The organism is Pseudomonas sp. 8AS (genome assembly GCF_902506505.1).
Classification (GTDB): domain Bacteria; phylum Pseudomonadota; class Gammaproteobacteria; order Pseudomonadales; family Pseudomonadaceae; genus Aquipseudomonas.
Map to the genome: position 1 here is coordinate 2,483,523 of NZ_LR733406.1, position 15,801 is coordinate 2,499,323.

A 15,801-nucleotide genomic window follows, 5' to 3' on the forward strand; every position below is an offset into this window, starting at 1 on the left:
CCGAGGGGTTGAACTGATGAATTACAAATACAAGAAACGTGGCGTGTCCTGCTTGCCGCATCATTTCAAACTGAGCCTGCTGGGCTGCGCCGTGAGCGTGCTGGCGATGCCGGGTGCCCAGGCCGGCTCCTTCGAGTTCGGCGACGGCATCGAAGTCGACTATCTCACCACCTTCAACTACGGCCTGAACATGCGTGCCGAAAAGCAATCGCATGAACTGCTGAGCAACATCAACGGCGATGACGGCAACCGCAACTTCGATCGCGGCAGCTTCTTCAACAACCGCGCCAGCCTCCTCGCGGAAATGGACATTCACAAGGGCGACTATGGCCTGATGTTGCGTGGTTCTTCGTTCTACGACTTCGCCTACAACCGCAAGAACGACAACCACTCACCGGACAGCATCAACAAACTCGGTGATGTCAACGAGTTCAGCTCCGAGGCCGAAGACCGCGTTGGCAGCCGCACCCGCCTGCTGGATGCCTATGCATATGGCGGCACCACCATTGGCGACAGTGGTTTCCTCGATATGCGTCTCGGCAACCAGGTCGTCGCCTGGGGCGAGAGCCTGTTCATCTCCGGCATTTCCGGGGTGCAGGGGCCGGTCGACGCGACCAAGGCCAACATCCCCGGCACCGAGATCAAGGAAATCCTCCTTCCCGAACTGCAGGCTTCCGGTCGCTTCTCGTTCAGCGACTGGACTCTGCTCGGCTACTACCAGTTCAAGAACCACCCCTACGAGCTGTCGCCGGCCGGCGAGTACTTCTCCTACGCCGACATGATCGGCCCGGGTGGCCAGTACCTGCGCATCAGCGAAGGGCCTCTGGCCCCAGGCGCCCCGGTTTGGATTCCGGGTGCAGCCTTCACCCGCACCGAGACCGACAATGCCCGCGACGGCGGCGAGTGGGGCGTCGGCGCACGCTACAAGCTCACCGCCTATACCGAGGTGGGGGCCTACCGGTTGCGCTATCACGAGCGTACGCCGAGCCTGCTGGCCAACTTCGATCCTGCCACCTTCACGGGTACCTACAGCCTCAAGTACTTCGAGGATGTCGACCTGACCGGCGCCAGCCTCTCCACCCGGATCGGTGACTGGCAGGTGTCCGGCGAGGTCAGCTACAAGGACGGCCTGTCGCTGTATACCAAGACCGGCGTGTCGCGCGGCGAGGCGACCCAGGCGCAGGTGTCGCTGCTGAAGACCTGGGGCGACAGCTGGATCGCGCCGCAGGCCTCCTTCGCCGGCGAATTTGGCGCCCTGCACATCAACGATGTGGACGACGGCGGCGTCGACGCCCTCGCCAATGACCGCAATGCCCAGTTCGGCCAGTTCCTGGTGACCCTGACCTACCCGAACGTGTTCAACGGCTGGGACCTGGACGTGCCGTTCAGCTACGGCCATGCCTTCAACCAGTCCTCCGTCGGCACCTTCGGCTTCGGCGGCGATGGCGACGCCCGCGCCAGCCTCGGCGCCAAGTTCAAATACCTGAACAACTTCGAAGTGGGTACCACCTATAACGCCTACCTCGGTTCGGCCGACCAGCTGGAGCGCCCGCTGGCCGATCGTGACTTCGTTTCCATCAACTTCAAGTACAACCTGTAAGAGCGGGAGCAACAGAAATGAAGACGACTCTTTTCCGTGCCAGCCTGCTCAGTGCAGGCATCCTTTGCGCATTCAGCCAGGCCGTATCGGCCAAGGTTTCCCCCGAAGAGGCTGCCCGCCTGGGCCAGGACCTGACCTGCTCCGGCGCCGAGCAGGCGGGTAATGCCGACGGCAGCATCCCGGCGTTCTCCGGCAAGTGGCTGGGCGCCCCTGAGCACATCAAGCATGAGGGCACCGGCCAGTTCTGGCCGGACCCCTATGCCGGCGAGAAGCCGCTGTTCACCATCACCGCGCAGAACATGGAACAGTACGCCGACAAGCTCAGCGAGGGGCAGAAGGCGCTGTTCAAGAAGTACCCGGATACCTTCAAGATGCCGGTGTACACCAGCCACCGCGACTTCCGTTTCCCGGACTGGGTCTGCGAGGCCTTCAAGAAGAACGCCACCAGCGCCGAGCTGGTCGACGACGGCCTCGGCCTCAAGGCGGTGACCGGCTCCAACCCGTTCCCGCTTCCGCAGACCGGCCTGGAGCTGCTGTGGAACATCAACAACACTGGCCCGCAGCCGCACAAGACCGAGCTGACCACCCAGGACGTGGTGGTCTACCCGGACGGCAACCAGGCCTGGGGCAAGATAGAGAACAGGTACCTCGGTGTGCGTTCCGAGCCGGGGGCGCTGCGCGACACCGCCGACTTCACCCCGCCTTACGGCGGTATCCAGTCGCTGACCATCCAGAAGACCCACCTGCCGCTGCGCGACAAGGGCACGGTGTATTCAACGCGGGAGACCTTCAACTACAAGACCTTGCCGCGTGACGTGTACATCTACAACCCCGGTACTCGCCGCGTGCGCCAGGCGCCGTCGTTCGGCTTCGACATGCCGCAGGGTGCCGGTGGTTTCCGCACCGTCGACGAGCACCATATGTTCAACGGCTCGCCCGAGCGTTACGACTGGAAGATCGTCGGCAAGCGCGAAATCTACATTCCCTGGAACGCCTTCCGCACCAACCAGGCTGACGTGAAGATCGCCGACCTGATCAAGCACAAGGGCCATGTCAACACCGAGCTCATGCGCTTCGAGCTGCAGCGCGTCTGGGTGCTGGAGGCGACCCTCAAGCCCGGCTTCCGTCACCAGTACGCCAAGCGCGTGTTCTATATCCAGGAAGACACCTGGGGCTCGGCACTGTCCGACCAGTACGACGGCCGCGGCCAGCTGTGGCGCACCGTGCTGGGCAACTGGATGTGGGCCTACGAGTCGCAGACACCCTACTGGGGCATCGCCGCGCATCATGACCTGATCTCCGGCGCCTACCTGGTGGACAACATCGCCAACGAGATCGGTGCGCCGACTCTGGAGACCAAGGAAAACTGGACGCCGGCCATGTTCAGCGCCGAGGCGGCGGCTCGCTGGGGTCGCTGATCCGCTAAGAAGCGGAGCTCTCTCCTAGTACAGGGGGGCAATCTGAGTGTCACCGCACAGCCTGTCAGGGGCAACCCTGACAGGCTGTCTTGTTTGCGGCGCCCTGAGGCCGATCTGCTGCCGCCATCCCGATGGGTATTTTTTCACTTAGTCCGCTTGGACGATGTGGCACTCAAGGCATGACCACATAGTCACGTCCGTACCTCCCATTCCCCCTGACGGTCAGGATGACTCCGGCCAGGTAAGAGGACGACATGATAGAAATAAGACTCGCCTCACTCGCCTTGCGCACCGCCCCTCGCCCGGGCCTAGCCCTGTGCCCCCTGGGGCTGGCCTCCCGCGACAGGGCCATGAGCAGCGGCGCCAATGCCAACGCCTGCGATCGCGCCGGTTGCCTCGCCAAGACCAACCTCAAGTGGCTTGACCACTACTTGCATGGCACCGGTGGTCTGCGTCTGGGCGACCAGGCAGTGGCTTAGCCGCATCCCTCATCCAGCCACAGATCCGTAATTGAGCGGCCAGCGCCTGGTTGTGCACAGGCGCTGGTTATTCAACCCGGGCCCAAGGTGATCCTGCGTCTGTCATACCGCTCGATAGCCTGGTGGGCCTTCTTACCCTTCGGCTAAACCTCGTGGAGACAATAACAATGAGAAATCTGCTTGCCACTTCCCTGACCCTGGCCGCCGTGGCCCTGGCGCAACCGGCTCATGCCTTGAACATCCTGCTGACCAACGACGACGGTTGCCGCGCCCCGGGCATCGCTGCGCTGTACCAGGCACTGGTAGGCGCCGGCCACCAGGTCACCCTGGTCGCGCCAGACAAGGACAACAGTGGCATCGGCGCAGCCAGCGTGGTCAGCCCCGGCCAGGCCCTGGCCATGACCGAGCTGGCTGCCGGCAAATACTGCGTTGGCGCTCCCGCCGGCTTCACCACCCCGACCGGTAAGAACATGGCCATCGGCACCCCGGTGGATGCGGTCAACGTGGGTCTTGATGTGGTGCTCAAGGACAACCCGCCGGACCTGGTGGTTTCCGGCAGCAACTTCGGCGACAACGTCGGCCCATTGACGCAGATGTCCGGCACGGTGAATGCCGCCGTACGTGCCATGTTCAAGGGCATTCCGGCGATTGCGGTGTCCACCGCCATCGACCTCGAGCTGATCATGCGCGATCAGCAGGCCGGTCATCTGAAGACCCTCAATGCGCTGGACGACACGGCCAATTTCACCGCCAAGGTGATCGAGAAGGCCAGCGCCGCAGGCGCCACCGCCAAGCAGCAGTGCAGCAGAAGTCAGAACAAGTCGCAGCCGTTCTGCGAGCTGAACGTGCTGGGGCTGCCTGGTACCACGGGGCTGAACATCAACTACCCGGCCCGCGAAGCGGCTGAGGTGACGGGCGTCAGCTATGCACCGATCGGCGACTGGGGCATGGTCGGCTTCCAGGCCCAGCGCGGTGGCGATGGGGTAGTGCGGGTCAACCTGGTGGCGCCGGCGACACCGACTGCCGAGCAACAGCGCGCTGACGCTTACCAGTTGTTTGCCGGCAAGGCGGTGATCACTGTGATTGACGGCAATCTGACCGCCCCTGCTGCGCTGCACAAGCAAACCCAGCAGATGCTCGAGGGGCTGACACCCTGATGATGGTCTGACGCCCTGATTCAGGCGCAATAGTAGAAACCCCGGCACCTATGGTTCCGGGGTTTTTTATGTCGCTGTCACGCGATAAGCCCAGCGATCCTGCCGACCTGTTGGCTTGTGCTGCTTTATGCGCAGTGTCTGTAGCCCGGATGTAATCCACGACCTCCCCTGGGGGCCAAGCCGCTCCCATTGCAGCCGGGCTACGGGTTGCGGGTTTAGTGCACCACGCGGGCGAAGGCGTCGGGCTGGTTCAGGGTGCAGCGCACGCCGCCGGGCAGGTTCATGCTGGCCACGCACTGGTTGCAGTGGGTGCAAGGGCTTTGCCAGGCCTCACCCTGTTCGGCGACTCGTTGCAGCAGTGCGCTGTCGTTGAGCAGGGCGCGGCCCATGGCGACGAAGTCGAAGCCTTCGCCCATGGCCTGGGCCATGCCCTGGGCGCTGCTGACACCGCCCAGGTAGACCAGCGGCAGCTTGACCGCCTGGCGCATCTGCCGGGCCAGTTCGAGGAAGTACAGCTCGCGGTAGGGCAGCGACGGCATGGTCGCCGGGCCGAACAGCTTCATGGCGGTGCGCTGCAGCGGGTTTTTCTCCAGCGGCAGCATGTAGGGCAGCGGGCTGTCGCCACGGAACAGGAACATGGTGCTGCGGCTGACCAGCCCGCCGCTCATGACGATGGCGTCGAGGCCGGCGCGTTCGAGCAGCTGCGCGGCCTGGCAGGCCTCGCCGATTTCCAGGCCACCGGCGCAACCATCGCTGAGGTTGAGCTTGGCCAGGATCGGCATGTCCTTGCCGACTGCCTGGCGCACGGCCGCCAGCACTTCCAGGGGCAGGCGCATGCGGTTTTCCAGCGAGCCGCCATAGTCGTCGCGACGCTGGTTGATCAGCGGCGAGATGAACTGGCTGAGCAGGTAGCCGTGGCCCATGTGGATTTCCAGGGCATCGAAGCCGACCTCCTTGGCGAAGGTCGCAGCAGCGGCATATTCGGCCACCGTCTTGCGCAGGTCGGCGGGGCCCATGGCACCGGTCAGGGGGATGCCGCTGAGCAGGCCGTACTGGTTGACGGCGACGCTGGGGCCGCGCGGACGCGGAATGTGGCGTGGCCGGTTGCGGCTGAAGCCGCCGCAGTGGGCGAGCTGGGCGCTGAGTGCGCCGCCCTCGGCATGCACCGCCGCGCTCAGGCGTTCGAGTTGGTTACGCACGCCCTCATGCAGCCACATCTGGTCGGGAAAGGTCAGGCCGTCGGGCGAGACTCCGCAGTAGGCGACCGTGGTCAGGCCGGCGCCGCCGCGGGCGATGCCGGCGTGGTGGCGGATCAGGTCGTCGCTGGGCATGCCGCCCGGGCACATGCCTTCGAAGGTGGCGGTCTTGATCACCCGGTTGCGCAGTTCGAGGCCGGCCAGGCGGGTGGGGGAGAGGACTTTCTGCAACTCGGGGCTCATGTGAGGGGTTCCGCTGGGAGGTTGGAGGGTGTCGGGGCGTCTGGGGCTTGGTAGACGACGAATTCGCAGACTTCCAGGTCGAAACCCGAGACCGCCTTGTAGGCCACCGGCTGGCTGAGCAGACGCATCTGCCTTACGTTGAGGTCGTGCAGGATCTGTGCACCTATGCCCAGTGTACGCTGAGGGAATTGCGGTGGCCGTGGCCGGTAGTCGCCCTGCTGCAACTGGTTCAACAGCTGTTGTGGGGTCTCCTGGTGGGCCAGTAGTACCACCACGCCGCAACCCTCGCTAGCGACGCGGGCGAGGGCGCGGTCGAGGTTCCACTGCAGGGGGCCCTCGCTGGGCTGGCAGTCGAGCAGATCGCGCAGGGTCTCCGCGGCCTGCACCCGTACCAGGGTCGGTTGTGCGGTGCTGATCTCGCCCCGTACCAGGGCCAGGTGCAGCTGGCCGCGGTAGTGGTCGCTGTAAGCCAGGGTGCGGAAGCGGCCGTGGCGGGTCTGCAGCGAGTATTCGGCGCTGCGCTGCAGGCAGCCTTCGTGCAGCAGGCGGTAGTGAATCAGTTCGGCGATGCTGCCGATCTTCAAACCGTGCTGGCTGGCGAATTGGCGCAGGGTCTCGCCGCGGGCTGGTTCGCCGCTCTCGTCGAGGATGGTTACCAGGCAGCCGGCCGGCTGCAGGCCGGCCAGGCGGCTTAGGTCGCAGGCGGCCTCGGCGGCGCCGGCGCTGTTGAGTACGCCGCCGGGCTGCGCCTGGATAGGGAAGATATGCCCCGGCTGCACCAGGTCGGCGGCAGTGCTGGCCAGATCCACCGCGACCTGCACGGTGCGTGCGCGGTCGGCGGCGGAAATACCGGTACTGACCCCGCTCGTGGCCTCGATCGAGAGGGTGAATCGCTGACTCTGTGCGCTCTGCGCTGCGACCATGGGGGCAGGCCGAGGTGGCGGCAGCGTTCTTCGGTCAGCGCCAGGCAGATCAGCCCACGTGCCTGTACGGCCATGAAGGCGATGGCGTGGTCGTCGACCCGCTCGGCGGCCATCAGCAGGCTGCCTTCGGCGAGGTTGTCGTCGTCGCCGAGCACGACCATTTCGCCGCGGCCCAGGGCCGCGATCAGCTCGGGAATGCTGTCCAGTTGCATGGCGGGCTCCTAGGCGAGTGCGTGGCGCAGATCGCTGGCGGCCTGTTCTAGCGCGGTGGCGGCGCCCTCGACCAGCGGCGCGAAACTGACGAAGCCATGGATCATGCCGGTCGCGCGCTGCAGTCGCACCGCCACGCCGGCGTCGCGCAGGCGCTCGGCGAAGGCCTCGCCCTCGTCGCGCAGCGGGTCGTACTCGGCGCTGATCAGGGTCGTTGGCGGCAGGCCCTCGAGGTCGTTGGAAAGCAGTGGCGAGGCCAGCGCCTCATGGCTCTGATCCAGGTTTTTCAGATACTGGTCACGGCACCAGAGCATCATCGTGCGGCTGAGCAGGTAGCCGTCGGCGAAGGCCTCATACGAGGGGCTGGCGCAGCGCAAGTCGGTGACCGGGTAGAACAGACACTGGTAGGCGATGCGCGGACCACCCTGGCGCAGGGCCTGGCGGCAGGCGGCGATGGCCAGGTTGGCGCCGGCGCTGTCGCCGGCTACGGCCAGGCGGTGGCTGTCGACCTGCAGTTCGGCGCCGCGGGCGGCCAGGTCTCTCAGGGCATGAAAGGCGTCCAGGGCGGCAGCCGGGTAGCGTGCCTCGGGAGCGCGACGGTAGTCCACGGACACCACCACGGCGTTACTCTGCAGGGCCAGGCGGCGGCACAGTTCGTCGTGGCTGTCGAGGTCACCGAACACGAAGCCACCGCCGTGGAAGAACACCAACAGCGGCAGTCCATCCTGCGCTTGCGGCCGGTACAGCCGCGCGGCGAGCAGCCCGGCGGCGCCATTCACGCTGATCTCGCGGACTTCGGCCATCGGCGTCGGCGGGCAGAGCGGCGGCATGGTGTAGGCCAGGCGCATGCTGGCGGCATCCATGCGGGAGTAGTCGGGCGCCGGCTGGGCGTTCATTGGCTGCAGCAGGGCGGCGATCTGCGGGTCAAGCGACATGGGCGTCTCCTTGCGGGTCGAAGGGGGTGAACTGCGGGTTGCTTTCACTCAGCACCGATTCCAGGCGGGTGCGCAGGGCGGGCTTGAAGCCCTTGTGCGGCAGGATCCAGAAGCGTTTCTCGGCGATCGCTTCGAACACCAGCTCGGCCACGTCGGGCGGGCTCATGCCCTGGCGGATATGGTCGTCGAGCAGGCGGTTGAACTCGCTGTCTGCACCCTGGCCCTGGTCGGAGGTCATGATTTCGCTGACCACCGGGCCCGGGCACAGCACCGAGATGCCGATCGGCTGGTTGAGGGCCGCCATCTCGTAGTGCAGGCTTTCGGAGAGGGCCACTACCGCCTGCTTGCTGACGTTGTAGGCGGCCATGAATGGGCTGTTGAGCAGGCCGGCGAGGGAGGCGGTATTGACCACGTGGGCCGGCCGGCCCTGGGCCAGCAGCAATGGCAGAAAGGCGCGCACGCCGTTGATCACCCCTCCCAGGTTGACCGCCAGAGCGCGCTGCCACTGTGCCTCACTAATCTCCCAGCAGCTGCCGGTCTGCATCACGCCGGCATTGTTGAACAGCAGGTCGACCGCGCCGAAACGATCCAGCGCCGCATCGCGCAGCTCCTCCAATTGCCCCGGCTCGGCGACATCAGTGACCTGGGCCAGCACGGCTGCGCCCTCCGTGCGCAACTGCGCTGCCAGGCGCTCAAGGGCTGCACTGTCGCGGTCGGCAAGCACCAGGGCATAGCCCCGCGCGGCGGCCCGCTCGGCCAGGCCGCGGCCGATACCGCTGGCGGCGCCGGTGATCACCGCAACCTGCTGTTGTTGTTCCGTCATGGTTCTGCGCTCCTCGCTGTGCTGACCAATGGCTGTCGTTATTTCAGGAGGGGCGTAGCGGGGCATCGTCCGAGCGGACTAACGCGCAGTTTTTACCGGGGGTCGTCCATTCAGACGATGCCGGCCAGGCTCAGCCTAGGAGAATCCGTGCGGGTATCACCGCGGCGATGCCTGATCCCCGCCGCGGTCATTGCAGCTACCGGAGAATAATAATGAGCACACTCCACCGCATCGAAGCCCGTATCCTCGAACCCCGCTACGCCCGTGGCTGGCACTGCCTGGGGCCGGTCGCCCAGTACCAGGACGGCAAGGCGCACGCCCTGGATGTCTTCGGCACCCGCCTGGTCGCCTTCCAGGGCGAGGACGGCGGGCTGCATGTCCTCGACGGCTACTGCCCGCACATGGGGGCCGATCTCAGCGGTGGCTGCGTGGAGGGCAATGCCGTGCGCTGCCCGTTCCATGCCTGGCGCTGGGGCGCCGACGGCGTCTGCGACGACATCCCCTATGCCAAGCGCATTCCGCCCCGGGCCAGGATCAAGAGCTGGCCGACCCTGCTGGAGAACAACCTGCTGTTCGTCTGGAACGACCCGGAGGGCAATCCGCCCATCGAGGAACAGCGCATCCCGAGGATCGATGCCTGCTTCGATGGCCAGTGGTCGGACTGGGAAGTGGCCGAGCTGAAGATCGAGACCAACTGCCGCGAACTGATCGACAACATCGCCGACATGGCGCACTTCGATACGGTGCACGGCACCGAGCTGGATCACTTCAGCAACGTCTTCGATCGTCATATCGCCATCCAGCACATGCGTGGGCGCAGCGCGCGGCTGTCCGGCGACAGCGAGCTGCGCACGGTGGCCACCTATTTCGGCCCGGCCTACCAGATCACCGAGATGACCGGCGCCATGAACGGCCAGCCGATCGAATCGATCCTGCTCAATTGCCATGTGCCGATCGACCTCGACAGCTTCACCCTGCGCTATGGCGTGCTGGTGAGGAAGGTGCCGGGGCTGTCCGCCGAGGACAACCAGGCGATCGCCAAGGCCTATGTGGCGCAGGCCCAAGCGGCCTTCTTCGAGGACGTGGCGATCTGGCACAGCAAGGTGCGGGTGGACAACCCGCTGCTGTGCGACGGCGACGGTCCGGTCTATCAGCTGCGCAAGTGGTACGAGCAGTTCTACACCGATGTCGCCGGCCTGGGGCAGGAGTTGCGCGAGCCACGCAGCTACACCGTGCTGTCGCGCGAGCCCGTCTGAGACGCCTGAGGGACGGCGCTTGCGGCGCCGTCCATCTCTTGGCCTGTATGGCCATTGCCCACCTAGTGAAAGTCCTTACTATGCTTAGACTCGTCCATAACAATGATAAAAGCCCACAAGTCATGGCAGTTTCACTGACGCTCGAACACTACAGCGAAATTCTTGGTCATCTCTACCAGGGGCCGATTGAGTCCGTGCCTTGGAATACCTTTCTCGATGGCCTGAAGGACCTGCTGGCCTCCAAATACGCGACCTTCATCCTGCGCCCGCCGAGCCATCTCGTGGATGGCTTGACCATTTCCACTGCCGGCTCTTCGCAGGAGGTCACCGCTTCTTACCACCAGCACTTTTACCGCCTGGATCCCTTTGTCGACCTGCCCAATCGTCAGGTGGTATCCCTCACCGAATTCGTTTCCGTTAACGATTGGCTGAGTTCGGAGTTCTACAAGAACTTCATGGAACCGTCCGACGTGTTCCATGTGCTGGGTGCAGACATCAATACCCAGGATGGTGCCCAGTGCCGTATCCGCATCAGTCGTGGTCGCAGCGATCCACCCTTCAGCCAGGATGAAAAGGACCTGCTGACCCTGTTCCTGCCACATCTGGAGCGCGCGGTGATCCTGCATATGCGCCTCAATCGCATGGAGAGCGAACGCAACCTCTACGCCGGCGCAGTCGATCAGATGGCGGTGGGCACCATCCTGCTCGACAGCGATGGCAAGGTGCTGCAGATGAACCGGGTAGCCGAGCAACTGGTGCAGGAAAAGGACGGCGTGCGCCTGGTCAATGAGGGGCTGCAGGTTGGTACCCCGCGCGATAGTCAGCAGTTCCGCCAGCTGGTCAAGCAGGCCCTGCTGTCACAAAAGAGCGGCAATCCCTCGGTGGTCGAGGCCATGCGCGTACAGCGTCCGTCGGGGCGAGCCGATCTCGGCGTGGTGGTACGCTCGGTACCGCCTGGCGAGTGGAGCGAGGGCAAACAGTTTCCCGCGGTGGCCATCTTCATCAGCGATCCGGAGCAGGAGTCCAGTGCGCCCCAGGAGGTTGTCCGGGCGCTGTTCGACCTGACTCCGGCGGAAACCCAACTGGCGCTGCTCCTGGCCAATGGCCTGACCCTCGATGAGGCTTCGGAGGAGTTGGGGATCAGTCGCAACACCGCGCGCGCACACTTGCGCTCGACCTTCTCCAAGACCGGGGTAACCCGCCAGACCATGCTGGTGCGGCTGATCCTGCGTAGCGTCGCTACCCTCGGCTGAAGTCGGGGGTTAGTCCGAGCGGACGATTCCGCTGGCCCCTGGCGGCCGCATCATCAGGTCTCCCACTCCCGCCGGGAGGCCTGTCCCATGCGTACACGCCCGACCATCCTGAAGACCGAACTGCTCGCCGCCAGCCGTTATTTCCAGATCGAGCAATTGCATCTGTGTTTCGGCAATGGCCAGCAGCGCATCTACGAACGCCTGCGTGGTTCCGACTATCAGTCGGTGCTGATTGTGGCCATGCCGGATCCCGAGCACATCCTGCTGGTGCGCGAGTATGCCGTGGGGGTAGAGGAGCATGTGCTCGGTCTGCCCAAGGGCGGTGTCGAGTTTGGTGAAACAGCCCTGCAGGCGGCCAACCGCGAATTATCCGAAGAGGTCGGTTTGCGCGCCGAGCGTCTCACTGATCTCGGCCAGCTCAGCCTGGCTCCCGGGCATCTCTGTCACCAGTGCCAGGTTGTACTGGCCGAGCAGCTGAGGCCTTGCCTAGCCCTGGGTGACGAGCCCGAGCCGATTGAGTTGGTTCCGGTTGCCTGGGGCGAGCTGCCGAGGCTGGTGGCCAAGGGCGAGCTCAACGAGTCCCGGGCACTGGCAGCGCTGTTCCTCGCGCAATGCGCAATAGCCGTTGGACGGGGGTAGTCCGAATGGACGAGGCAATGGCTGCCGCTCCGGAATAGCCTGATTTCCACCAGCATTCTCCGCATCCGTCGCCAGAGAGGATCGCCATGAAAACAACAACATTGCTGCTGATAGCCTGCGTTTTTGCCGTGTTCTTTCTGTCCATCGGCCTGCTGCTGAAAGCACCTCCCTATCCTGTTGCCACGCACGCTTATTGCACCGTGTATAGCTGCTTTTCTCCCCCGCTGAATCCTTGGCCATAACGCATGCCGCTGGAACAGCGGCTCCTGATCCGATCGGGATGGATCAGTTTGTAAATTGGCAGCGGAGTAAGGGGTTTCTGTATGAAAATACAGCACTAAGATATTGATTCGTTTGTAGTGAAATACGTGCTTTTTGGGTGCTGAAGAGTCACGTTTTCTTATTTTATATCAATGGCTTAGGCGTATTTTGCCGTCACAGTTACATGGTGGGGTCGTTGGTTCGAGTCCAATTGTGCCTACCAAACAAATCCGTCTAGCACGGTACTTAGAAGGCGATCCGAGAGGATCGCCTTTTTTGTTTGGGAGTGATTTGGGAAAACGAAGTGGCGGCCCACGCATCCAGGTCGGCACTCCGTATCAATTCCACGAGTTCTTCCCCAGGCCGGCCTGATAGTGTTCGGTCATCCTCACGTCGTAGCCCAGCAGCGTTCGGATATATTTCGGCGGGTAGACTTGCTGCTCGTACAGCCATGCACCTGATGCCCTGATTTCATCAAAGATTGGCTGATCTGGTTGTGCTGCACTTGACGCAGCAGAGGTTGCTCTGTAAGTTCTGGAACGATCATTCCTATTTGTTTGGTTGCCATGCGTAGAAAAGAATTCGAGCCTGACGCGATTGCCGCTGCCGCCATGCGCGTGTTCTGGCAGCGCGGTTATGCCGCGACTTCGATTCAGGATCTGGTCGAAGGCACCGGGCTGTCGCGCAGTAGCCTCTACGGCACCTTCGCGAGCAAGCAGGGGCTCTTTCAGCAAGCACTGCGCTGCTACCAGGCGGTGACAACGGTCAATGTGCAGTTGCTGGCCGGTCCGGGTTCGCCCAAGGAGCTGATCCGGCAACTGCTGTTGCGCATCGCCGAGGATGAGCTGGATGACCCACAGCGACGCGGCTGCCTGGTCGCCAATGCCACGCTGGAGCTGGCAGGCCACGACGAGGCGGTAGCTGAGTTGGTAGCACATAACTTTCGGCGGCTGCAGCAGGCATTGGAGCGGTTGATCGAGCGCGGGCAGCAATCGGGCGAGGTGGCGGCCGGAAAGAACCCGCGGGCGCTGGCCCGCTTCTTCGTCAACACCATGCAGGGGCTGCGCGTGCTGGGCAAAGGCAGCCCACCCAAGCTGCGTCGTCAGTGTCTGTTGGACGTGATCGACGTGGCGCTCGAAGTGCTGTAACCACCCGCCGTCTTGGCGCGCGCTGTGCGCCGGAATGACGGGTTTTTATTTGCCTTTATCGGGAACGATCGTTCCGTTAATGCTTGTTTCACCACACACCAAGGGGTTCCCATGAACATTGCTACAAGGCCCATAGTCGCAGTCCTCGGTACAGGCCTGATCGGTGCACCCATTGCACGCAATCTGGCCGCGCGCGGGTTTCGCGTGCGGGCCTGGAATCGCACCGCCGCCAAGGCCCAAGCGCTGGCCGCAGCCGGCATCCAGGCATGCGACAGCCCGGCCGATGCAGTGCGCGATTGCGACATCATCCTGACCGTGCTCAAGGACGGCCCCAGCACTCAGGCAGCCATACAGGCTGCGACACCGGCGCTGAACAAGGGGGCGATCTGGCTGCAACTGGGCACGGTCGGCATCGAGGGCATTGCCACCCTGGAGGCGCTGGCCGAACAGCTTGGGCTGGTGTTCTATGACGCCCCGGTGCAGGGCTCCCGCCAGCCGGCCGAGCTGGCGCAGCTGGTCATCCTGGCGTCCGGCCCGGTCGTGCAGCAGGCGCTGGTGCAGCCCATCTTTGATGCCATTGGCAAGCGTACCTTGTGGCTCGGCGAACAGCCGGGCAGCGGCAGTCGCCTGAAGCTCGCGCTCAATAGCTGGGCCTTTGCGCTGACCCATGGCCTGGCCGAGAGCCTGGCACTGGCCAGGGGCCTGGGTATCGACCCGGCGCTGGTGGTGGACGTGGTCACGGCCGGTCCGATGGACAGTGGCTACTTCCAGGCCAAGGCCGCCGCCATTCTGGCCGACAATTACAGCGCCAGTTTTTCCATCGCCAATGCGCTGAAGGACGCCCGCCTGGTGGTCGAGGCCGCCGCCCAGGCCGGTGTGCAGGTGGATGCGGCGCAGGCTGGCCTGCACCGCTTCGAGCGTGCGCTGGAGGCGGGGCACGCGGACAAGGACATGGCGGCGTCCTACCTCGCCTGAGCTGACTGGAGCGATTGTCGTATGAGCAACCACGATTATGGAAAGGTCGCTGCCGCGCCGGCGAAAGATGCCGAAGGGCTGCCGCTCTGGAGGCTGCTGGCGTTCACCCTGGCGGGCTTTCTCGCCATCATGACCGAGACCCTGCCGGCCGCTCTGTTGCCGCAGATCGGCCAGAGCCTGGGCATCTCTGCAGCCCTGGCCGGCCAGTTGGTAACACTCTATGCGCTTGGGTCGGTGCTGGCCGCCATTCCGCTCATTGCCGCCACGCGCAGTTGGCGCCGCCGGCCGCTGTTTCTGCTGGCGATCGGCGGTCTGTTGCTGTTCAACAGCATCACCGCCTTGTCCAGCCATTACGGGCTGATTCTCGCCGCTCGCTTCGCCGCGGGTATGGCGGCCGGGGTGGTATGGGGCCTGCTGGCCGGCTATGTGCGGCGCATGGTGCCGCAGCGTTTGCAGGGGCGCGCGCTGGCGCTGGCCGGTGCCGGCCAACCCATTGCGCTGGCCATCGGCGTGCCCCTGGGAGCCTGGCTGGGCACTCTGTTCGATTGGCGCGGTGTGTTCTGGAGCATGTCGCTGCTGTCGCTGCTGCTGTTCGTCTGGGTGCGTCTGGCGGTGCCGGATTTCGCGGGGCAGTCGGCCAGACAGCGCCTGCCGATCCGACGCATCTGCCTGCTGCCGGGCATCCGCCCGGTGCTGCTGGCGCTGTTCGCCTGGATACTGGCGCACAACATTCTCTACACCTACATCGCGCCGTTCCTGGCATCGGTGGGCCTGGGCCATTGCCTGGATGCCGTGCTGCTGTTGTTCGGTGTGGCCGCCATCGCGGGGATCTGGATCACCGGCCTGCTGGTGGATCGCTGGCTGCGCACGCTGACCCTGCTCAGCCTGGGCGTGTTTGCTGCGGCGGCGCTGTTGCTGGGCTTCGCGGGTGGTTCGGGCATCCTGGTGCTGCTGGGAGTCGCAACCTGGGGGCTCACCTTTGGTGGCGCGCCGACGCTGCTGCAAACCGCGCTGGCGGATATGGCAAATGATGCGGCCGATGTCGCGCAATCCATGCTGGTGACGGTCTTCAACCTGGCCGTGGCCGGCGGCGGCGTGCTGGGCGCGATCCTGTTGCAGCACGGCGGGCCAGCCGCATTGCCGTGGGCACTGGCGGCGCTGGCGCTGCTGGGGCTGGCGGTGGTCTGGTCAGCCAGGGTGCATGGTTTTCGACCGGGCCAGCGGGCCGCTGCGGCCTGATTGCAAGGCTGCGCCGAATACCTGTCGTGCTGCACGAACCTGATGG

The 15,801-nt window shown here is 64.5% G+C and carries 13 protein-coding genes and 1 pseudogene; 9 read left to right on the forward strand and 5 right to left on the reverse strand.

The genetic code is table 11. From position 1 onward, the window contains the following. Positions 1-16 precede the first annotated feature (16 nt). From GV001_RS11580 to surE, 3 genes are all read left to right on the forward strand, one after another. Positions 17-1,600 carry a DUF1302 domain-containing protein gene (locus GV001_RS11580; protein ID WP_160079922.1) on the forward strand — a complete coding sequence of 528 codons (1,584 nt, stop codon included), beginning with the start codon at positions 17-19 and terminating at the stop codon, positions 1,598-1,600. Between the two features lie 17 nt (positions 1,601-1,617). Then, positions 1,618-3,018 (forward strand): DUF1329 domain-containing protein, encoded by a 1,401-nt coding sequence (locus GV001_RS11585; protein ID WP_160079924.1) that lies wholly within the window; start codon positions 1,618-1,620, stop codon positions 3,016-3,018. A 646-nt stretch (positions 3,019-3,664) separates the two neighbouring features. After that, positions 3,665-4,654: a 5'/3'-nucleotidase SurE gene (gene surE / locus GV001_RS11590; protein ID WP_160079926.1), complete on the forward strand. Its 990-nt coding sequence runs from the start codon at positions 3,665-3,667 to the stop codon at positions 4,652-4,654. Between the two features lie 215 nt (positions 4,655-4,869). Here surE and GV001_RS11595 read toward each other — a convergent pair whose 3' ends face one another. The 5 genes and pseudogenes from GV001_RS11595 to GV001_RS11610 form a co-directional block, all read right to left on the reverse strand. Then, on the reverse strand, positions 4,870-6,093 hold the full coding sequence (locus GV001_RS11595) for an NADH:flavin oxidoreductase (RefSeq protein WP_160079928.1): 1,224 nt from the start codon (positions 6,091-6,093) through the stop codon (positions 4,870-4,872). After that, complete coding sequence (locus tag GV001_RS20370) at positions 6,090-6,677, reverse strand: hypothetical protein (protein WP_372238587.1); 588 nt, start codon at positions 6,675-6,677, stop codon at positions 6,090-6,092. Before GV001_RS20370 ends, GV001_RS11595 begins: the two co-directional genes overlap by 4 nt. A 24-nt stretch (positions 6,678-6,701) precedes the next feature. Beyond that, a pseudogene (locus GV001_RS20375) lies at positions 6,702-7,228 on the reverse strand (3,4-dihydroxy-2-butanone-4-phosphate synthase); the annotation flags it as partial. 9 nt (positions 7,229-7,237) lie between these two features. Continuing rightward, positions 7,238-8,161, reverse strand: a complete 924-nt coding sequence (locus GV001_RS11605; protein ID WP_160079930.1) for an alpha/beta hydrolase — start codon at positions 8,159-8,161, stop codon at positions 7,238-7,240. Then, positions 8,151-8,984 carry an SDR family NAD(P)-dependent oxidoreductase gene (locus GV001_RS11610; protein ID WP_160079932.1) on the reverse strand — a complete coding sequence of 278 codons (834 nt, stop codon included), beginning with the start codon at positions 8,982-8,984 and terminating at the stop codon, positions 8,151-8,153. The genes GV001_RS11605 and GV001_RS11610 overlap by 11 nt, the downstream gene beginning before the upstream one ends. 212 nt (positions 8,985-9,196) lie before the next feature. Here GV001_RS11610 and GV001_RS11615 point away from each other — a divergent pair, with 212 nt between their 5' ends. The 6 genes from GV001_RS11615 to GV001_RS11640 all read left to right on the forward strand — a co-directional run bounded on the left by GV001_RS11615 (position 9,197) and on the right by GV001_RS11640 (position 15,755). Beyond that, on the forward strand, positions 9,197-10,240 hold the full coding sequence (locus GV001_RS11615; protein ID WP_160079934.1) for a Rieske 2Fe-2S domain-containing protein: 1,044 nt from the start codon (positions 9,197-9,199) through the stop codon (positions 10,238-10,240). Positions 10,241-10,362: 122 nt separating this feature from the next. After that, on the forward strand, positions 10,363-11,493 hold the full coding sequence (locus GV001_RS11620) for a helix-turn-helix transcriptional regulator (protein ID WP_160079936.1): 1,131 nt from the start codon (positions 10,363-10,365) through the stop codon (positions 11,491-11,493). 87 nt (positions 11,494-11,580) lie between these two features. Continuing rightward, positions 11,581-12,132: an ADP compounds hydrolase NudE gene (gene nudE / locus GV001_RS11625; protein WP_160079938.1), complete on the forward strand. Its 552-nt coding sequence runs from the start codon at positions 11,581-11,583 to the stop codon at positions 12,130-12,132. Positions 12,133-12,959: 827 nt separating this feature from the next. Further along, entirely contained in the window at positions 12,960-13,541 is a 582-nt protein-coding gene (locus GV001_RS11630) for a TetR/AcrR family transcriptional regulator (RefSeq protein WP_160079940.1), read from the forward strand. Between the two features lie 111 nt (positions 13,542-13,652). Further along, positions 13,653-14,516: an NAD(P)-dependent oxidoreductase gene (locus tag GV001_RS11635; protein WP_160079942.1), complete on the forward strand. Its 864-nt coding sequence runs from the start codon at positions 13,653-13,655 to the stop codon at positions 14,514-14,516. Positions 14,517-14,537: 21 nt separating this feature from the next. Beyond that, complete coding sequence (locus GV001_RS11640) at positions 14,538-15,755, forward strand: MFS transporter (RefSeq protein WP_160079944.1); 1,218 nt, start codon at positions 14,538-14,540, stop codon at positions 15,753-15,755. Positions 15,756-15,801: the final 46 nt, after the last annotated feature.